20 protein-coding genes are annotated in these 19,261 nt (G+C 67.3%); 8 read left to right on the top strand and 12 right to left on the bottom strand.

Translation table 11 applies throughout. The annotated features are described in order from the left end of the window. The first annotated feature begins 76 nt into the window (after positions 1-76). Positions 77-949, top strand: coding sequence for a DarT ssDNA thymidine ADP-ribosyltransferase family protein (locus ACY48M_RS05840; protein ID WP_462819333.1), 873 nt, complete (start codon positions 77-79; stop codon positions 947-949). On the opposite strand, the gene ACY48M_RS05845 is transcribed toward ACY48M_RS05840, so the two are convergent. The 9 genes from ACY48M_RS05845 to ACY48M_RS05885 form a co-directional block, all read right to left on the bottom strand. Further along, positions 936-1,820 carry a 3-methyladenine DNA glycosylase gene (locus ACY48M_RS05845; RefSeq protein ID WP_462819334.1) on the bottom strand — a complete coding sequence of 295 codons (885 nt, stop codon included), beginning with the start codon at positions 1,818-1,820 and terminating at the stop codon, positions 936-938. The genes ACY48M_RS05840 and ACY48M_RS05845 overlap by 14 nt on opposite strands. Then, on the bottom strand, positions 1,813-4,017 hold the full coding sequence (locus ACY48M_RS05850) for a S9 family peptidase (protein ID WP_462819335.1): 2,205 nt from the start codon (positions 4,015-4,017) through the stop codon (positions 1,813-1,815). The genes ACY48M_RS05845 and ACY48M_RS05850 overlap by 8 nt, the downstream gene beginning before the upstream one ends. Positions 4,018-4,151: 134 nt before the next feature. Further along, the gene (locus ACY48M_RS05855; protein ID WP_462819336.1) at positions 4,152-5,162 is read right to left on the bottom strand and encodes a glutathione S-transferase family protein; all 1,011 of its coding nucleotides are present in this window, start codon (positions 5,160-5,162) and stop codon (positions 4,152-4,154) included. A gap of 41 nt (positions 5,163-5,203) precedes the next feature. Next, entirely contained in the window at positions 5,204-5,482 is a 279-nt protein-coding gene (locus ACY48M_RS05860) for a mycoredoxin (protein ID WP_462819337.1), read from the bottom strand. Then, positions 5,466-6,110 carry a histidine phosphatase family protein gene (locus tag ACY48M_RS05865; RefSeq protein WP_462819338.1) on the bottom strand — a complete coding sequence of 215 codons (645 nt, stop codon included), beginning with the start codon at positions 6,108-6,110 and terminating at the stop codon, positions 5,466-5,468. The genes ACY48M_RS05860 and ACY48M_RS05865 overlap by 17 nt, the downstream gene beginning before the upstream one ends. A 1-nt stretch (position 6,111) precedes the next feature. Next, the gene (locus ACY48M_RS05870; RefSeq protein WP_462819339.1) at positions 6,112-6,477 is read right to left on the bottom strand and encodes a tryptophan synthase subunit alpha; all 366 of its coding nucleotides are present in this window, start codon (positions 6,475-6,477) and stop codon (positions 6,112-6,114) included. A 45-nt stretch (positions 6,478-6,522) separates the two neighbouring features. Further along, entirely contained in the window at positions 6,523-6,972 is a 450-nt protein-coding gene (locus ACY48M_RS05875; protein WP_462819340.1) for a MarR family winged helix-turn-helix transcriptional regulator, read from the bottom strand. Positions 6,973-7,042: 70 nt separating this feature from the next. Next, the gene (locus ACY48M_RS05880) at positions 7,043-7,336 is read right to left on the bottom strand and encodes a GNAT family N-acetyltransferase (protein WP_462819341.1); all 294 of its coding nucleotides are present in this window, start codon (positions 7,334-7,336) and stop codon (positions 7,043-7,045) included. After that, positions 7,333-7,839 (bottom strand): glutathione peroxidase, encoded by a 507-nt coding sequence (locus ACY48M_RS05885; RefSeq protein WP_462819342.1) that lies wholly within the window; start codon positions 7,837-7,839, stop codon positions 7,333-7,335. Before ACY48M_RS05885 ends, ACY48M_RS05880 begins: the two co-directional genes overlap by 4 nt. Positions 7,840-7,963: 124 nt before the next feature. On the opposite strand from ACY48M_RS05885, the gene ACY48M_RS05890 reads away from it, so the two are divergent. Then, a complete protein-coding gene (locus tag ACY48M_RS05890; protein WP_462819343.1) occupies positions 7,964-9,175 on the top strand; it encodes a thiolase family protein in 1,212 nt (403 codons plus the stop codon). 133 nt (positions 9,176-9,308) lie between these two features. Here ACY48M_RS05890 and ACY48M_RS05895 read toward each other — a convergent pair whose 3' ends face one another. Continuing rightward, positions 9,309-11,429 (bottom strand): RecQ family ATP-dependent DNA helicase, encoded by a 2,121-nt coding sequence (locus tag ACY48M_RS05895; RefSeq protein WP_462819344.1) that lies wholly within the window; start codon positions 11,427-11,429, stop codon positions 9,309-9,311. A gap of 95 nt (positions 11,430-11,524) precedes the next feature. On the opposite strand from ACY48M_RS05895, the gene ACY48M_RS05900 reads away from it, so the two are divergent. From ACY48M_RS05900 to ACY48M_RS05915, 4 genes are all read left to right on the top strand, one after another. Beyond that, positions 11,525-13,135: a diguanylate cyclase domain-containing protein gene (locus ACY48M_RS05900; protein WP_462819345.1), complete on the top strand. Its 1,611-nt coding sequence runs from the start codon at positions 11,525-11,527 to the stop codon at positions 13,133-13,135. Between the two features lie 70 nt (positions 13,136-13,205). Then, a complete protein-coding gene (locus ACY48M_RS05905) occupies positions 13,206-14,825 on the top strand; it encodes a diguanylate cyclase domain-containing protein (RefSeq protein WP_462819346.1) in 1,620 nt (539 codons plus the stop codon). Between the two features lie 51 nt (positions 14,826-14,876). Then, positions 14,877-16,253 (top strand): FAD-binding oxidoreductase, encoded by a 1,377-nt coding sequence (locus tag ACY48M_RS05910; RefSeq protein ID WP_462819347.1) that lies wholly within the window; start codon positions 14,877-14,879, stop codon positions 16,251-16,253. 104 nt (positions 16,254-16,357) lie between these two features. Further along, complete coding sequence (locus ACY48M_RS05915; RefSeq protein ID WP_462819348.1) at positions 16,358-17,626, top strand: M18 family aminopeptidase; 1,269 nt, start codon at positions 16,358-16,360, stop codon at positions 17,624-17,626. A gap of 15 nt (positions 17,627-17,641) precedes the next feature. Here the strand turns inward: ACY48M_RS05915 and ACY48M_RS05920 are convergent, their stop codons facing one another. Both ACY48M_RS05920 and ACY48M_RS05925 read right to left on the bottom strand, forming a co-directional pair. Beyond that, a complete protein-coding gene (locus ACY48M_RS05920) occupies positions 17,642-18,175 on the bottom strand; it encodes a VOC family protein (protein WP_462819349.1) in 534 nt (177 codons plus the stop codon). Between the two features lie 80 nt (positions 18,176-18,255). Next, positions 18,256-18,471 carry an aldo/keto reductase gene (locus ACY48M_RS05925; RefSeq protein ID WP_462819350.1) on the bottom strand — a complete coding sequence of 72 codons (216 nt, stop codon included), beginning with the start codon at positions 18,469-18,471 and terminating at the stop codon, positions 18,256-18,258. Between the two features lie 104 nt (positions 18,472-18,575). Between ACY48M_RS05925 and ACY48M_RS05930 the strand changes: the two genes are divergently transcribed. Both ACY48M_RS05930 and ACY48M_RS05935 read left to right on the top strand, forming a co-directional pair. After that, positions 18,576-18,992 carry a DUF1761 domain-containing protein gene (locus tag ACY48M_RS05930; RefSeq protein ID WP_462819351.1) on the top strand — a complete coding sequence of 139 codons (417 nt, stop codon included), beginning with the start codon at positions 18,576-18,578 and terminating at the stop codon, positions 18,990-18,992. After that, positions 18,989-19,171 carry a hypothetical protein gene (locus ACY48M_RS05935; RefSeq protein WP_462819352.1) on the top strand — a complete coding sequence of 61 codons (183 nt, stop codon included), beginning with the start codon at positions 18,989-18,991 and terminating at the stop codon, positions 19,169-19,171. The genes ACY48M_RS05930 and ACY48M_RS05935 overlap by 4 nt, the downstream gene beginning before the upstream one ends. The last annotated feature ends 90 nt before the right edge of the window (positions 19,172-19,261 follow it).

The following is a 19,261-nucleotide window of genomic DNA, read 5'->3' on the forward strand; positions in this document are numbered from 1 at the left end:
GGCGAGGGTGTCGAACGGGCATAGCCTTGAGGGTGGTGCCGACGTTTCTGCGGCACCGCGACGAAAGGCTCCACACGTGAGCGAATGCATCCACGGACTCGACGAAGTACTCTGCGACGTCTGCTCACCGAAACCGGCACCCATCATCCCGCCGAAGGAGATCAAGGCTCGCGCGCCTCGGGCCACCAAGGTGCCGCGATCCTCGCGACCGGCAACGCCCGTCCGTGCGGCAGGCGCATCAGTCGACAAGCCGATCAACGTCGACGTGCACCGCATCTTTCACCTCACTCACCTGAAGAACCTCGCGGGCATCGCCGAGCGTGGGGCCCTGCTGCCTGACGCCGCCGGAGCGAACCCAGTGTTCGACCTCAGCGCGCCAGGGCACCGCGACGAACGACGGGCAGCTGCCCTGCCCGAGATCACTCCGGATGCCACGGCCGACGCCGCAGAACCCGCCGACGCCGACACGGCCGACGACGCCACCGAGCCCCGCACGGTCGCGCACTGCGTTCCATTCTTCGCCACCCCGGAGTCACGCCTGTGGGCTGACGTGCGCACCGGCACCCCCGACCCGCGGCTCAGCGCCGCCGCTCGCGCGAGTGCCGCCGCCGACTACGTGATCCTCGCCACAACGGTCGGCGAGGTCGAGCGGAGCGCCGCCATCGTGCTCGCCCTCGACGAGGCATCCGCCCCCGCCGCGCCCATGACGGGCGACCGGGATGCGATGCGCCGCGAACTGCGCCGCCTCGTCGCGGTCGATGTTCCGGAGGGTGACGATCACCCGCTCCGGCACATCGAACTGCTCGCGGTCGGCCCAGTGCCGGTCGAGGCGATCACCCTCATCGGGGTCGCCAACTCGAAGGCGCGCGACGAAGTGAAAGAGATTCTGCACGACGCCGGGCTCGGCATTCGGGTGGCCGTCTACCCGCCCTGGTTCACGCGGGAGTGAGCGGCATCACGGCCGACAGCACCGGTTCGACGACGTCGACCACGCGGTGCCGGAGCGCGTTCGAACGCTCCGTGAAGTCGCGCTGACGGCGCACGTACTCGGCTTTGCCGTCGGGCGTTTCGATCGTGATCGGCTCGGCACCCCACTCGCGCAGGTCATACGGTGACGCTCGCATGTCGAGCTGGCGGATGTCGCGCGCCAACTCGAACGCGTCGAGCAGCAGTTCGCCCGGCACGAGCGGGCCCAGCTTGATCGCCCACTTGTAGACGTCCATGCCGGCGTGCAGGCAGCCGGGCTGTTCGAGCGCCGGCTGGTTCTCGCGCGTCGGGGCGAGACGATTCCGGCTCACGGCGGGCGGAGTGAAAAACCGGAACGCATCGAAGTGGCTGCACGCGATGCTGTGCCCCTCGACGACCGCATCGGTGCCGGCGCTTCCGAGCCGCAGCGGCACCTCGTGCCGGGTCTCGCCGCCCTGCTCCTCCGTGCCCGCGCGATAGACCATCGCCCACTCGTGCAGGCCGAAGCATCCGAAGTTCGCGGCCCGCGCCACCGTGCGCGACAGCAGCGACACGATGGAGCGGATGCCCGCCCCGCGCGCCTCGAGCATCGCCTCGGCATCGACGCGCAGGTCGGCGCCGTCGGAGCGGTACCACCTCCAGGCGGCACGCTCGTCGCCGGCTGCGCCCTCAAGCGTGACCCCGGCGCCAGGGTGCCAGCGCCGCAGGGCGGACGGCCGCACCGGGTAGTAGGTGAACAAGAAGTCATCGATCGGATGCTTCGTGCCGGCCGTCTGCCGGGCACGCCAGCCTGCCGTGAGCGCGTCGGCGCGCTCCGCGTGCGCAGCCTCCCGCGACCGCCAGTCTTCAGTCACTCAGGCCCCACGTGTCGAGCATCCACGCGAGCTCCCACGCGCGCTCCTCCCAGGCCTTGTAGCGGCCGCTCACACCACCATGGCCCGCACCCATCTCCGTCTTCAGCAGCACGGGTGCGCCGGCCTCACGGAGGCGCGCGACCCACTTCGCAGGCTCGACATAGAGCACTCGGGTGTCATTGAAACTTGTCACGGCGAGGATGCGCGGGTATTCGACATCCGCCACGTTCTCGTACGGCGAGTACGACTTCATGTAGGCGTAGACCTCGGGGTCGGCGAGCGGGTTGCCCCACTCGTCCCATTCGACGACGGTGAGTGGCAGGTCGGGGTCGAGGATGCTCGTGAGCGGGTCGACGAACGGAACCGCCGCGACGATGCCGGTGAAGAGTTCGGGTGCGAGGTTTGCGACGGCCCCCATGAGCAGCCCGCCCGCGCTGCCACCCTCGGCGATGAGCTGCGCGGGGGTGGTGACACCCGACTTGGCGAGGAATCGCGCGCACGCCACGAAGTCGGTGAAGGTGTTGCGCTTCGTGAGCGTCTTGCCCTGCTCATACCAGGCGCGGCCCATCTCGCCGCCGCCGCGCACGTGCGCGACGGCGAAGACGACGCCGCGGTCGAGCAGGCTCACCCTGGCGATCGAGAAGCCGGGGTCGATGCTGTGCTCGTAGGAGCCGTAGCCGTAGAGCAACGTCGGGGCCGGCATGTCGTTCGGCACGTCGTTACGGTGCACGAGCGAGATCGGGATGCGGGTGCCGTCGTCGGCGGTCGCCCACACGCGGCGCTGCACGTAGTCGGCGGGGTTGTAGCCGCCGAGCACCGGCTGCTGCTTGAGCACGCGCCGTTCGCCCGTCGCGACCGTGTACTCGGCGACCGTGCTGGGGGTGATGAAGCTCGTGTAGCCGAAGCGCACGGTCGGCTGCGCCCACTCGGGGTTGCCGCGGGCGCCCGCCGCGACGAGTGCCTCGTCGAAGGTGAGCTCCATGAACTCGGGAGCGTCGCCGCTCTCGCCGCCGAGCGTCGCGATCGCGAGGCGCGGCAGGGCGTCGCGCCGATACTCGAGCACAAGGTGCGTCGCGAAGGCATCGACGTCTTCGAGGCGCGTGCCCGAGCGGTGCGGCACGAGCACGCGGCGTTCACCGAGCGGGTCGGATGCCGCGACATCCACCAGCTCGAAATCGAGGGCGTCGTCGTTGTGAATGATGAGCAGGCGGTCCTCGCCCTGGAACTCCGCGTGCTCGACCGAGTACTCAACGCCCTCGCGGCGAGGCCACACGACCGAGAACGCGCCGGTCGGGTTGGCGGCGTCGAGCAGGAGCACCTCGCTCGTGATCTTCGAGCCGAGCTCGATCATGAGGTACTTGCGGCTGCGGGTGAGGCCCGCGCCCACCCAGTAGCGGTCGTCGGCCTCGTGGAACACCTTCACGTCGGCGCTCGCCGGAGTGCCGACCTCGTGCCGCCACACGGTGTCTGGCCGCCACGCGTCATCGACCGTCGTGTAGAAGAGGTAGCGGCCGGTGACGTCGAAGAAGGCGCCGGGCGCGGTACCGGGGATCTCGTCGACCGCCTCGGCATCGCCCGAGTGGTCGCTTTCGGCGCTTCCCGCACCCTCGTTGGCGCCATTCTCGACCTCTTGCGGGGCGTCGACCCGGCGGACGCGCACGGTGTAGCGCTCGTCGCCGACCGTGTCGACCGCCCAGAGCAGGAGCGTGCCGTCAGCGGAGACGTCGAAGCTGCCGAGCGAGTAGAAGTCGTGCCCTTCGGCCTCGGCGTTGTCATCGAGCAGGATCTGCTCGCCCGGCAACCCGGAACCGTCGTCAGGCAGGGCGGGGGTGGTCCATTCGTCGGTCGACGCGATGGGGGCGCGGCAGTGCAGGGCGTACTGCTGCCCCTCGATCGTGCGGCTGTAATACCAGAACGAGCCCTCGCGCACCGGTACCCCGAGATCCGTCTCCTTCACACGACCCTTGATCTCCTCAAAGAGCGTCTGGCGCAGGCCAGCGAGGTGGTCGGTCGCGGCATCCGTGTGGGCGTTCTCGGCCTCGAGGTGCGCGACGACCTCGGGGTTCTCCTTCTCGCGCAACCACTCGTAGTGGTCGATGACGGTGTCACCGTGGTGGGTGCGCTCGGTCGGCCGCTTGGCGGCAACAGGCGGAGCGGGCGAAACGGATGCTGCGGGGCTGGTCTCTGCAAAAGTCACCCGACAACTATCGCACCACTGCGCCTCCGTGCTGGGTTCCCACCCATCGCTGAGTGGACGCAAATACACCTTCCCGGCAGCGATTCCGGGCGTGCGAAGACGTATTTGAGTCCACTCAGCGATCCGGCGCGAGGCTAGAAGCCCGGCACGCGCTCGTTCGGGTGGGGCGGGCCCGGCGGGGTGCCGTCGCCGAAGGGGCGACCCCCGAGTGACTCGCGACCGTGCGGGGTGCGCCAGCCCGAAGCATCCGGCCCCGTTGGAATGATCTGGGTCGGATTGATGTCGACGTGCGTCACGTAGTAGTGCGCTTTGATCTGGTTGAAGTCGATCGTGTCGCCGAAGCCAGACGTCTGGAAGAGGTCGCGCGCATACCCCCACAGCACCGGCATCTCGCTGAGCTTGTTGCGGTTGCACTTGAAGTGCCCGTGGTAGACGGCGTCGAACCTGGCGAGGGTCGTGAACAGGCGGATGTCTGCCTCCGTGATCGTGTCGCCCACAAGGTAGCGCTGCCGGGAGAGGCGATCCTCAAGCCAGTCGAGCCGGGAGAACAGGGCGTCGTAGGCGCGCTCATACGACTTCTGGCTTCCGGCGAACCCGCACTTGTACACGCCGTTGTTCACGTCGTGGAAGATCAGCTCGGCGACCTCGTCGATCTCCGCGCGCAGCGCCGACGGGTAGAGCTCGGGAGCGCCGGGCCGGTGGAATTCGGCCCACTCGAGCGAGAAGTCGAGCGTGATCTGCGGGTAGTTGTTGGTGACGACCATGCCGCTCGGCACATCCACGATCGCGGGCACCGTGATGCCGCGTGGGTAGTCGGTGAACCGGGTGAAGTAGGCCTCCTGCAACCGCTCGATGCCGAGCACCGGGTCGCGCCCGTCGGGGTCGAGGTCGAACGTCCACGAATTCTTGTCGTGCGTCGGGCCGGGCAGCCCGAGCGAGATGGCGTCCTCGAGCCCGAGCAGTCGACGCACAATGGTGGTGCGGTTCGCCCACGGGCAGGCGCGCGCGGCAACGAGCCGGTAGCGCCCCGCCTCGACCGGCCACCCGTCACGGCCGTCGCGCGTGATGCGGTCCTCGATGTAGTTGGTGTCGCGGTCGAAGTCCTGGCCGGGCATCACATAGCTGGGGGAGAGGTCATCGCTCATGCTTCGACGCTACCCCGCGCGGCCTGCGGCGGCCTGTGCGCTTAGCCCAGGCGCGCTTTGACGTCGGCGAGCGACGGGTTCGTCGCGGTGCTGCCGTCCGGAAAGATCAGTGTCGGCACCGTCTGGTTGCCCCCATTGACGGATGCCACGAGCTCAGCCGTGCCCGCAACCTCTTCAATGTTCACCTCGGTGTAGGGGATGCCTTCGCGGTCCAGCTGCCCTTTGAGGTTGCGGCAGTAGCCGCACCAGGTGGTGCTGAACATGGTGACGCCCTCGGCGGGCACGTAACTGGATGAGGCGGTGTCAGGCGTGGTGGTCATTCCTCAAGGGTAGCCCTGTGGGCTTGGGCACTTCCCTGCCGGCCCACGTCTGCAGTGTCCACCCGTCGCGGAACGACCCCTCCAGCACCACAACACCCGCGTTCCCAAGCACGTGTTCCGCCGCGAATCGCGGGCCCACATCGCGGGCATGCCGGGCCACCCACACGCGGATGGCGGCGCCGTGGCTCACGAGGGCGGCGGCCGTGGCATCCGTCGCCAGGATCGACTCGATGTCACTGTCGAACCGGCCGAAGAAGTCGTGGCCGCTCGGCCCGCCCGGCATGCGCGCGTCGAGCTCGCCGAGGCCCCACGCGAAGGTCGTTTCGAGATAGCTGATGACGGCGGCCCGGTCGCTGCGGCCCTCAAGTGAGCCGGCCTCGATCTCGTGCACGCCGTCGAGAATGCCAATCTCAAGCCCGTGCGTCCGTGCGAGCGGTGCCGCCGTGAGCTGCGTGCGCACGAGTGTGGAGGCGAAGACCGCATCAACGGATGCTGCACCAAGCGCCGCAGGAACCCCCTCCGCCTGCTCGTGCCCCAGCTCGGTGAGCCCCGGCCCCGGGTGTGCCGTGTCGAGGAGACCGAGCACGTTCGAGGGGGTCTGGCCGTGCCGAATGAGATGCAGGCGCATGTCAGGCCGCCCCGCGCGCCTTCAGGGTGCCGTCGGCGTCGAGCATGCGCCACACCGTGCCGGTGAGCGCCGGATGCTCGAGCGCGATCTGTCGCATGACCCGATATTCGCGGGTTGCTGAGGGCATGTGGCCGTCGTTTGCGTTGATGGCGTCGGCGCGGAGCAGATACACGACGAGTTCGTCGATCGTCGGCAGCTCCTGCATGAACTCCCACGGGTCTTCACCGGCGAGAAGTCGCTCCTCGATCACGGTGTCGAGCTCCTGGTGGGCTTCCGTGCGGAGCACCTCGAGGCTGGCGCGACCGCGTGGCATCCGTTCTGGGCGTGCACGCTCCGGGTGCGGGTGTCGCTCGGAGCCCTCGGTCATTCCACCACCATACAAAAGGCTGGTTGAGTAACGGCAAACCTCGGCTCAGTCTCGGCGGAGCAGCGCGGCCGAGATTTCGCCGAGCTGGTCGAGCTGTTCCGGCGTGAGTTTCGCGATGACATTGTCGTGCACGTTCTGCACGTGGCCGGGTGCCGTGGCGACAACCTTCTGCCAGCCGGCATCCGTCAGCGTTGCGTTCGTGGCGCGCCGGTCGCCTGGACACGGGGTTCGTTCGACGAAACCGCGCCTCTCAAGCCGTGCCACGACATGGGAGAGCCGCGGCGGGGTCGCATTCGACGAGTCGGCGAGCTGTGACATCCGGAGGGTGCGTGACGGTGTCTCGGAGAGGGCCGCGAGCACGTAGTACTCGAAGTGGCTGAGGTCGGCGTCGCGCTGGAGCTGCGAATCGAGCACACCGGGGAGAAGCTCGACGACGGCGACGAAGTTTCGCCAGGCATGGAGCTGGCGTTCATCGAGCCACGGGGTGGTGTTCACACGGACCATTCTAGCGAATGGTTGACGCTTCAACTAAAGCTGCGCTAGCAGTGCCGCGCAACTCAACCGTTCAGGAGGCGAGCAGCCCTGCGCGCTCCGGATGCTCGTCAAACCATTGCGCGACAAACCAGCACATCGGCACGATGCGACGGCCGCCGCTTGCCTCGACATCATCGACCGCGAATTCGGTGACCCGCGCAGCGAAACCCTGGCCGCGCCGAGCCGGGTTCGTGTACGTGCGCGTGAACGAGACTCGGTCTCCGTTGGTCGCGTAGTCGAGCACGCTCACGATTTCGCCGTCGATGCGGAGCACGTAGCGGTTCGATTCCGGCTCGTGCACGAACTCCTCGTTCGGGTCGCTCATACGGTCTCCTCGGCGGGAAGGTTCGCCTCGATCATCGCAATGATCGCGGGGTCGTCCGGCTTCGTTGTCGGGCGGAAGCGGTGCATCTCACCGTTCGGCAGCACCAGAAACTTCTCGAAGTTCCACACGATGGGCCCGGCAAGTCCCGCCGAGTCTTTTGCCTCGTGCAACTGGGCATAGAGCGGGTGCTTGTTCTTGCCATTCACCTTCGTCTTCTCGAACATCGGGAACGTCACGCCCCACGTCGTCGAGCAGTACTCCTCAATGTCTTCGCTCTTCTTCAGCTCCTGCGCGAACTGGTTGCTTGGGAACCCCAGCACCGTGAACCCGCTCGCACCATAGGTCTTCTGCAGCAGCTCGAGCTGCTCATACTGGGGCGCGAGCCCGCAGCGGGATGCCACGTTGACGACCAGCACAACCTTGTCGGCATAGTCGCCGAACGTCTCGGTGGTGCCATCGATGCGGGTGAGGGGAATCTCGGCGAGGGTACGTGTGGCGGTCATGCGCTGAGCCTAGAGGCGGATGCCGCGAGAATGCCGAATCGCAGGCGCCAGACCGCGGCATCCGGCTTCTTCGTTCAATGAGAACTCAAAACGGTCATGCAGCCGACAGGAATACCATAGGGGCATGACTGAAGCCTTTCTCATCGGTGGAGCGCGTACCCCTGTTGGCCGCTACGGCGGAGCCCTCTCGGCGGTGCGCCCGGACGACCTGGCCGCGATTGTTGTGAAAGAGGCGGTGCTGCGGGCGGGCCTCGACCCGGCGGATGTCGATGAGATCGTGCTCGGCAACGCCAACGGCGCCGGCGAGGAGAACCGCAACGTGGCGCGCATGGCGTGGTTGCTCGCGGGGTTCCCCGACCATGTGCCCGGCCTCACGGTCAACCGCCTGTGCGCCTCCGGGCTCAGCGCCATCATTATCGCCTCGCAGATGATCAAGTCCGGCTCGGCCGACATTGTCGTCGCCGGGGGCGTGGAATCGATGAGTCGTGCACCCTGGGTCATGGCAAAGCCGACTACCGCCTTCGCGAAGCCCGGTGATGCGTTCGACACGTCGATCGGCTGGCGTTTCGTCAACGACCGCTTCGCGACGGGCGACCTGTCGCGTGGCGGCAAAATGACCTACTCGATGCCGGAGACGGGTGAAGAGGTCGCCGAGGTCTACGGCATCAGCCGCGAGGATGCTGACGCGTTCGCCGTGCGCTCGCACGCGAATGCGCTCGCCGCGATTGAGGCTGGCAAGTTTGCCGACGAGATCGTGCCCGTCACCGTCAAGGGTCGCAAGGGTGACACGGTCGTCGACACCGACGAGGGTCCGCGCGCCGGAACCACCGCCGAGGTGCTCGCAGGCCTACGGCCCGTCGTGAAGCCGGGCGGCGTGGTCACCGCAGGCAATTCCAGCTCGCTCAATGACGGCGCCTCGGCGATCATCGTCGCATCCGAAGCGGCCGTGAAGAAGTACGGCCTCACGCCGCGTGCCCGCATCATCCAGGGCGGTTCCGCGGGCGTCGAGCCGTCCGTGATGGGCATCGGGCCGATCCCGTCGACCCAGAAGGTGCTCGACCGGGCCGGCATGAGCATCGACCAGATCGGCGCCGTCGAGCTCAACGAGGCGTTCGCCACCCAGTCGCTCGCGGTCGTGCGCGGCCTCGGCCTCGACCAGTCGATCGTCAACGCTGACGGCGGCGCGATCGCCCTCGGCCACCCGCTCGGCTCGAGTGGCTCGCGCCTCGTCGTCACCCTCCTCGGCCGCATGGAGCGCGAGGGCGTCACGAACGGGCTCGCAACCATGTGCGTCGGCGTTGGCCAGGGAACCTCGCTCATCATCGAAAAGGCGTAGCGCGCAGCATCCGCCCTGCTCGACGAATGACGGGGTTTCGGCGCAATGACCGCGCCGCGGCGGCAGCATCTCGCCGAAAATGCGTCATTCGTGCGCGCCAGCCCGTCCCGCGCGGCCATTCGTGCAGCGCTCGCTACCCTCGCAGCGCCAGCACGAACGGCAGCACCCCGGATGCTCCGGCTCGCCGCAGTGCGCGCGCGGCGACCGTGAGCGTCCAGCGACTGTCGACGAGATCGTCGATGAGCAGCACGGGAGCACCCGGCTTCAGCTGCGCGAGGCCGACAAGATCTTCGGCCAGTGCCGGCGGCACCTCGAAGCGGTCCCACACCCCGGAGAGCCGGTAGGCACTGTTGCCGCCGGGCTCGCCGCTCGGCCCGCCATTCGCGAGCGCCAGCGTGCCGAGGTGTGGCAGGCGGCCCACCTCAGAGATGCCGGCGGCGACGGATGCCACCAGCTGCGGTCGCGACCGTGACGGCATCGCGATGACGGCGGCTGGCCGCTCCTCCCACCCCCAGTCGGCGAGCACCCGCACGCACGCCTGGATGAGCGCGGGGGTGGCGGGTGCGTCGGGGGCGCCGGCGGCGAAGAGCTCGCGGAGGGTGTTGCCCCAGCCGAGGTCGGTGAGCCTCGCGAGGGCGCGGCCTTCGAGCATCCGTTCGTCTTGTGCGATTTTGCCCTTTACCGGCAGCCCGAGGCGGTCGGCGCCGGTCGGCCACTGGGCACGCGGTTCGAGCGGAACCCCGACGCGATCAAGCGAGGTCGCGGCGGTCGCCGCGGCAGACGCGGCAACGTCGGTGGGGTACCAGGCGCCGGCACAGTTGTCGCAGCGTCCGCACGGGGTGGCCGTGTCGTCGTCGAGGGAGCGCTGCAGGTATTCCATGCGGCATCCGTCAGTCTGTTCATATTCGATCATGTGTTGTTGTTCGGCGATGCGTTCGGCGGCGATGTGCTCGTAGCGTTCCGCGTCGTAGGTCCACGGGGTGCCCGTCGCAACCCATCCGCCCTGCACGCGCCGCACGGCACCGTCGACGTCGAGCACCTTGAGCAGCAGTTCGAGGGGCGTGCGACGGATGTTGACGCGCGCTTCGAGCGCCGGCGTCGAGGTGGGCGCATCCTGGGCAAGGGCGGCGATGACGGTCTCCGCACGCTCCTGCGAGGGCATCGATGCGGTGGCAAAGTAGCGCCAAATGTCGGGGTCTTCGCGGCCCGGCAGCAGCAGCACGTCGGCGTTGTCGGTCGCGCGACCGGCGCGGCCCACCTGCTGGTAGTAGGCGACGGGGGAGGAGGGCGCGCCGAGGTGCAGCACGAAGCCGAGGTCGGGCTTGTCGAAACCCATGCCGAGGGCGCTCGTAGCAACGAGCGCCTTCACGTCGTTGCTCTTGAGTCGTCGCTCAAGCTCTTCGCGTTCGCTCGGGTCGGTCTGCCCGGTGTATGCGCGCACGTCGTGGCCAGCCTCGCGCAGCAGCCGTGCGGTGTCTTCGGCGGCGGACACGGTGAGCGAGTAGATGATGCCAGAACCCGGCAGCTCCGCGAGGTGGCTCAGCAGCCAGCCGAGCCGGGCGCGTGAGTCTGGCAGCCGCAGCACGCCGAGGCGAAGGGAGGCTCGGGCGAGCGGCCCGCGGATCGTGACGACGTCGGCGTTCGATGAGAGTTGCTCCGCGACATCCGCCACCACTCGGCTGTTTGCGGTCGCGGTCGTCGCGAGCACCGGAACACCCGTGGGCATGGCAGCGATGAGGTCGCGCAGACGCCGGTAGTCGGGCCTGAAGTCGTGGCCCCAGTCGCTGATGCAATGCGCTTCGTCAACGACGAGCATGCCGAGTCGCTGCACGAGCGCCGGGAGTTGCTGTTCGCGGAACGCCGGATTGTTGAGGCGCTCGGGCGAGACGAGCAGCACATCGACCTCGTCGCGCTCGAGGCGCTGCACCACGTCGCCCCACTCATGGGCGTTGGTCGAGTTGATGGCGACCGCCCGCACCCCGGCGCGTTCGGCGGCGGCAATCTGGTCGCGCATGAGGGCGAGGAGGGGCGACACGAGCACCGTTGGCCCAGTTCCGCGCTGGCGCAACAGCAGGGTTGCGACAAAGTAGACGGCCGATTTGCCCCACCCGGTTCGCTGCACGACGAGCGCCCGACGTCGCCCATCGACGAGCGTTTCGATCGCCGCGAACTGGCCGTCGTGGAACTCGGCGTCGGGCCGACCGACAAGCGTTCTTAGCACGGTGATGGCGGATGCTCTGGTGTCGTCGGTCATGTCCCCAGCCTGCCAGGTGCGCCCGACAACGCCGTAGACCCCCAATAGCGAGGACAAGAGCGTCTGTCCCCATTTTGGAGGACTACCCTGTGGCTATGTTCCGTATCTCTCGCACCGATATCGCGGGTTCAACTCGTCCGAGCCTGCGCGAGCATATCCGGCCATTCCTTGGCATGTGGCTCGGGCTTGTTGTGGGGTTCACGATTGTCTATGTCGGGGCACTCAGTGTCGGTGCGAACCGCTCCACTACGGAACTCAATGCGAGCCTGAAGACCGCAGTTGAGCAGTCGGCGTACTCGATCGAATTGGCTCTCGGTGCCGCGGCCACCGATCTCGTGGGGCTTGCCCGGGATCCTCTGCTGGGCGCGGTTGCGGTCGATGACACGGAGTCCGTTCGCTCATCTCTCGAGGCCAACTTCGCCCTCCTCGCCGCTGCGAAGCCAGGGGTGCAGCGCATAAGCCTCGTCGATCTCGCTGGTGGTGAACTGCTGGCTGCGTCGGCAGAGGCGGCGCCTGTGACGGGGTCCGATCGAATCGACTGGGCGCAAGATGAGTCATTCCGAGATGTGGAGGGACTTGTCCCCGACGGGGTTTCGATTTCGGTGCTCGATCTTGCACAGTTCGCTCCGAGCGGCACCGCGTCGCAACCGGTCCTCCGGCTCGCGACGCCCGTCGTGAGCGCGACTGGAGAAAGCCTGGCCTACGTCGTGATCGACTTGGAGTCGGCGAAGATTGCTGAAGACTTCTTGCGCAGCATGAACCAGGACCGCGAGGCACTCCTGCTCGATGTCAACGGCAGAGTGCTGGTCGGCGCAGTCGGCGAGCAGCGCTGGGGCGTGTTCTTCAGCGATGAACAGTCGTTTGCTGATGAGAATTCACAAGTGTGGGACGTGATCTCTGCGACTGTCGAGGGTCGTGAAGAGAGGGGAGGCGCGTTCTTCACCTACACGACGGTCGTTCCCTCCGCGTCGGGAGAGCTGTTCGGCACGCACGAATCCGAGAATGCGTCGGAGGGCTGGAAATCCGTCGCCATCGTTTCGCCGGAGGAAGTCGCAACCTTCGTTGTGCGCGACGTGGCGATCTATATCGGGGGCGTTCTCGCGCTGGCCCTGATCGCGGCGATGGTGGCGCACGCGACGGCGGTGCGCAGGCTCCTGCAGCGAACTATCCGCGAGCTGGCGGACAACGACAGCCTCACGGGGCTGCCCAACCGCCGCGTGTTTTCAGATCGGCTCGAACAAGCCGTCGTTGGTGCTGCACGGCACACGGGACTCGTTGCCGTGCTCTTTCTCGATCTCGATCGGTTCAAGGAAGTCAACGACAGCTATGGGCACGATGTTGGTGACAAGCTGCTGTGCGCCGTCGCCGCGCGCTTGACCGCCTCGGTGCGCAAGGGCGACACGGTCGCCCGTCAGGGTGGTGATGAGTTCATCGTGCTCCTGCCTGAGGTTGACCAGCTCGCCGAGGCCGAAGCCATCGCGCAGCGCATCGTCGCAGCGCTTGCCGCGCCGCTCGACCTTGAGGGTGCCCGGGTTGAGGTGAGTGCAAGTGTTGGGCTCGCGGTACGCGCCGCCGACGAGGGCGCCGAGTCGATCATCACGCGTGCCGACGCTGCCATGTATGAGGCGAAGGCGAAGGGCCGCAACCAATACATCGTCTCGGATGCGAAGACTGCCGAGCCCGCCGTGACCAGCGGCAGCGTGTAGGGCTCAGGCCACACCCCCAATAGGGGAGACAAATGAGTCTGTCCTCCTTTTGGAGGACTAACCTGTACCCATGGCCATCACATCAGACGCAGCGATCGCGGATTCCAACCATCCGGCTCTGCGGGAGCATGTGCGGCCGTTCTTCATGGTGTGGCTCGGCCTCGTCCTCGGTTTCACGATCGTCTTTGGTGGCGCGCTCGTCATCTCCGGATCTCGGGCTGCGGTGGAACTCGACGCGAGCCAGACCTTTGCCACCGAGCAGGCACAGCGCTCCGTCGAGTCGCTCATCGACTTCGCTGCGTCTGACCTCCTCGTGTTTGCGGTCGACCCCGCGCTGGCAACGTTGGCGGCCGATGCGAGCGCTGGGCCGGAGCGCTCAGCCTTGGCGGCACAGTTCGAATCGGCAGTGGAGAACAAGCCGGGCATTCAGCGCATCAGTCTTGTCGACGATGCGGGCCGTGACCTGGTGGTGGCGGCCGAGGCCACCGCCCCCGTCACTGGCTCCGACCGCGTCGACTGGGTGGGGGAGAGCTTCGAGCAGACGAACGAGCTCGTGTTCGGGGAGATTTCGGTTTCGGTGCTCGATCTTGCGGACTACACCTCGTCAGACACAGCGGCACAACCCGTGGTGCGCCTCGCCACACCCGTCACCGGCGAGGCAGGCGACGCCCGGTCATACATGGTCATCGATCTCGAAGCAGTCGGCCTCGCTGAGGGCTTTTTGCGCAGCCTGAACCCAGCATTCGAATCACTGTTGCTCGACGGCGAAGGGAACGTGCTGGTCGGTGCCTCGGGAGACGAGCGGTGGGGGGCGTTCTTCGACGAAGGACGTTCGTTCGCCGACGACGACCCGACGGCATGGGCCGCAATCGCGGCGGAGACACAGGGTCAGGTCAGCGTGAGCAACGCAAATATCACCTACGCAACCGTCGAAACCGAGGCGGTGAGTGAGCGGCTCGAGACCGGAACGTTCGGAGAAGAGTCGCTTGAAGTCTCTTCGAGCCAGTGGAAGATCGTCTCCAAATTCGAGCCAACTGGCCTGCCGACCGAGTACCCAGTTCGCGACGGCGCAATCTATATTGGCGGTCTCCTCGTCTTGGCGGTCATCGCTGCGACTGTGGCGCATGCGACGGCGGTGCGACGGATGCTGCAGCGAAGGGTGCGCGAGCTGGCTGATGTCGATAGCCTCACCGGGCTGCCCAACCGCCGGGTATTCTTCGATCGACTCGCGCACGCCATCGATGTCTCCGCACGTCATCAGGGGCCCGTTGCCGTGCTGTTCCTCGACCTTGATCGTTTCAAGCAGGTCAACGACAAGAATGGCCACGACGCTGGCGACCAATTGCTGCGCGCCGTCGCCGCGCGCTTGAACGCCTCCGTGCGCAAGGGCGACACGGTTGCCCGTCAGGGGGGTGACGAGTTCGTCGTGTTGCTGCCGGAGATTGACCAACTCTCCGAGGCCGAAGCTATCGCGCAGCGCATCGTCAGTGCGCTCTCTGAGCCCCTCGACCTCGACGGCACCTGGGTGCAGGTTGGCACCAGCGTCGGCCTTGCGGTGCGCACAGCAGGCGAAGGGGCCGAGTCGATGATCGCGCGCGCCGATGCAGCCATGTATGAGGCTAAGGCGGCGGGGCGCAACCGTTACGTCGTCGCCGTTGCCGACCCTACCGAGCCGAGCCTCGTGGGCTGAGGCCCGAGCCGCTCGTGCGGGACGGGCGACCGAGTGCGCAAGGATGGACTCATGGCCGTGCATCCGATTCTCAATGACCTTGCCGCGCTCCTTGAGACTGAGCAGGTGTTCGTCGGCGAGGATGCCCGGGCCTTCGATCGCGACCTCTCCGATGGAACAGGCCAGGGGGTGCCACTCGCGGCGGTGTTTCCCGTATCGACCGAGCAGACCTCCGCCGTTGTCCGCGCGGCCGCCCGCCACGGCGTGCCAATCGTGCCGCAGGGTGCCCGCACCGGCCTCGCGGGCGGGGCGAACGCGGTCGACGGATGCCTCATCCTCAGCCTCGAGCGCATGAACCAGATCCTCGCAATCGATGTCGCCGATCAGGTTGCGACGGCGCAGGCTGGCGTGCTCACGTTCGATCTTGCGACCGCGGTGGAGGGTGCCGGGTTGTTCTACCCGCCAGATCCCGGCTCGTGGTTGACGTCGACTATCGGGGGCAACGTGGCGACGAATGCTGGCGGCATGCGCTGCGTCAAGTACGGCGTGACCGGCGACTTCGTGCGCGGGCTCACGGTTGTGCTCGCGAGCGGCGACGTGGTGCGCACGGGCCGACGCACAGTGAAGGGCGTGACCGGCCTCGACCTCACCTCGCTCATCGTCGGCTCGGAGGGCACCCTTGCGATCGTCACCGAAGTGACGGTGGCACTCCGCCCTCGCCCGGCAGATCCGGTCGGCGTGCTCGCGGCGTTCGGCTCGCGGCGGGCAGCCCTCGACGCGGCCGACGTGATCATGGCCTCGGAGCGGCGCCCCAGCATCCTCGAACTGCTCGACCGCGGCAGCATCGCCGCGATCGCCGCCTTCGAACCCCTCTCCACGCTGCCTGGTGCTGCCGAGGCGGTGCTGCTCATCCAGTCCGACGAGCCGGGCCGCACCGACGGGGACGCGAACGAGTATGCCGCGATCGCCACATTCTGCGGTGCGACGACGGTCGAGATTGGCCGCGACAAGGCCGCGGTTGATGCCCTCATGGCGGCGCGGCGTGCACTCCACGGGGCGATGCGCGCGGTTGCCGGCGCGAGCCTCAACGAAGACGTCTCGGTGCCGCGCTCCCGGCTCGGTGAACTGCTCGACGGTATCGACGAAATCGCAGACCGCATGGGTATGCCCATCGCGACTGCCGGGCACATCGGCGACGGCAACCTGCACCCCATCGTCGCGTTCGACCCGGCGGATGCTGCATCCGTCGCCCTCGCCAACGTGACGTATCAGCAGGTCATCGCCCTCGCAGTGTCGCTCGGCGGCACCAGTTCTGGCGAGCACGGCATCGGCACGCTGAAGCGGGCGCACCTCGATGCGGAGCTTGGGCCGACCCTGCGGGCGCTGCAACTCGAGGTGAAGCGGGCATTCGATCCGGCGGGGCTGCTCAACCCGGGCAAGAAACTGTAGTGCCCCCTTCGACGCCGGTTGAGTAGCGAGCGCCAGCGAGTGTATCGAAACCCGGAACGAGCGACGGCGGGCCCCCACCCGGCGCGACCTGCTTGGATAGACGGATGACCGCCATCGACACCTACATCGACGACTTCGCACAGTTCATCCGGGCGTCGCCGTCGAGCTATCACGCGGCGGCGGAGGTGGGGCGGCAGCTTGAGGCGGCCGGGTTCACCCGGCTCGACGAGTCGGCGGCGTGGCCGGCGAAGGCGGGCAAGCGTTTCGTCATCCGCGACGGTGCCATTGTGGCGTGGGTGCAGTCGGCGGGTGCGACGGCGACGACACCGTTCCGCATCCTGGGGGCGCACACTGATTCGCCGGGGTTCAAGCTGAAGCCGAACGGCGGCACGTCTGCGCACGGCTGGTTGCAGGCATCCGTCGAGGTGTATGGCGGCCCGCTGCTGAATTCGTGGCTCGACCGCGAGCTCGAGTTCGCCGGTCGCCTCGTCACGAGGGATGGCCGCGAGTATCTCGCCCGCACCGGCCCGTTCGCGCGCATCCCGCAGCTCGCGATCCACCTCGACCGCGCCGTCAACGATGGGCTCAAGCTCGACAAGCAGCAGCATGTGCAGCCGGTGTTTGGGGTGGAGTCGGGCGGCGGCGACATCGTGCAGACGCTGGCGGATGCCGCGGGCGTGAAGTTCCGCGATGTGGCGGGGTTCGACATCCTCACCGCCGACACGCAAGCCCCGGCACGCTTCGGTGCGGGGGAGCGGCTGTTTGCGGCGGGCAGGCTCGACAATCTCAGCTCGGTGTTTGCCGGCCTGCACGCGCTGCTCGCGGCGAAACCGGCGCGCGGCCACATCAGCGTGCTCGCCGCGTTCGACCATGAGGAGTTGGGTTCGGAGTCGCGCTCGGGCGCGGCCGGGCCCCTGCTGAGCGACATCCTCACCCGCATCGGTGTCAGCCTGAAGGGTGGCGAGGATGAGCGCCGCCGCGCGCTCGCCGAGTCGTGGTGTGTTTCGGCAGACGCTGGCCATTCGGTGCATCCGAACTATCCGGAGCGGCACGACCCCGTGACCCGCCCCGTCGCCGGTGGCGGCACCCTACTCAAGCTCAATGCCAATCAGCGCTACGCCTCTGACGCCCACGGCGCCGCCCTGTGGTCACGGCTGTCGGATGCTGCTGGCGCAACCGTGCAGCCGTTCGTGTCGAACAACACGGTGCCGTGTGGGTCGACGATCGGGCCGCTCACGGCGACGCGGCTCGGCATCCGCACGGTCGATGTGGGGGTCCCGTTGCTGTCGATGCATTCGGCACGCGAGCTTGCCCACGTGGATGACCTGTGGGCCCTCGCCCGCACGGTGCGGGAGTTTTTCGCGGGGCGCTGAGGCGGCGCGGTCCGGTCAGCTGTGGACGGCGTCGTGTTCGCCGGTGCGCACGGCGTCGTGCTTGCCGCTGTGCGCGGCGTCGGCCGTGGCCTCTTCAGCATCGGCGATGGCGCTCGCTTCGTCGGCAACCGCGATGAGCTGGTCGATGGGCTCCTCTTTCGGGTCCATCCACATGACTTCCCAGTGGTGACCGTCGGTGTCGTAGAAGCCGCGACGGTAGAGGTACCCGAAGTCTTCGGCTTCCTGTGCCCTGGCACCGCCCGCATCGATTGCACGCTGGATGAGCGTTTCGACTTCGTCGCGACTTTCGACCGTGAGGGTGATCATCACTTCGGAAGCAGTGGCAGTGTCGGCGATCTCTCGACCAGTGATGACCCCGTAGTACTCGTGCTCGACCAGCATGACGTAGATGTGGTCTTCGTCGATGATGAGGCAGGCGGCGTGATCGTCGCTGAGCTGGGGGTTGAACAGGTACCCGAGGTTGTTGAAAAACTCCCGGGCGCGCTCCAGACTGGCGACCGGCAGGTTCACAAAAATCTGGGTTGACATGCCACAAGTAAACGACGAAATCGCCGTTCTTGCCAATCCAAGATTTCGCGGCGACGCGAGAAGTGGTCAGCGCGGGCGATTCAGGCGGCAGAAACGCCGTCCAGTCGCGCCACTTGCTCGCCGCTGAGCTCGAGTCGCGCTCCCGCCACGAGGGCATCGACTTTCGTCGCGATCGTCACACTGTCACGGTTGCCACGCTGTGCCATCCAGCTGGCGATGATCGTCTCCGACTCGCCACCGGTGTGCCCGGGAACCCACGCCGAGTACGCGTCCGCCGTGTCGAGCGGGGCTTGCATCAGAGGGTGGATGCGCCGCAGTCGTCTCACCGACCGAGATCTTCTATTCGCGGCTGCCGCCGCAGGCATAGAATTCGGGCACCCTCAACGAAGTGGAGCCCGATATGGTCCCCGAAATCAACTGGCTGGCCGTCATCATCGCCACCCTGTCCACCCTGGTGATCGGCACGATTTGGTACACCCCGAAGGTGTTCGGCAACTGGTGGTTGAAGGCCGCCCGCGTCGACAACCCGGCGAACAGCGTCTACGCGATCGGCATCACGATCGTGGTGAGTTTCATCAGCGCCTGGGTGTTGGCCGGGGCATCCGCTATCGCCCAAGACTTTTACGGCGGTAGCTTTCTCGTCAACACTCTCGTCACGGCGATCATCCTGTGGGGCGGGTTCACTGCGGCGCGCTTCATCACCCATGACGCCTTTGAGAATCGACCCAAAGCGCTCACCCTGCTGAACATCGCCCACGAGCTCGTCACATTCATCGTGATGGCGCTCATCATCGGGCTGTTCGGGATCAGCGGATGACCCGCGAAACGCAGCCTGCCGCCGGCGGCGACGTTGCGGGGGAGGTGGCCGCGGGTGAGCTGTATCGGCGGATGCCCGAGGGAGGGTCGCTCGGCGGTTCAGCGGCCGAGTTCGTGGCTGAGACGGTGGAGCCGACACCGAGCGCGAGCGACTGGGCGGTCGACGCGGACGGAGAGTAGGCGCGGCGGGGGTTTCGATACGGCCCTAATCTTCCCTCGCAGGCTCGGTCAGCGCGGCTCGCGCAATCGCTGGCGCGATTGCCAACGAGC

The sequence above is a fragment of the Homoserinimonas flava genome, from assembly GCF_054969005.1.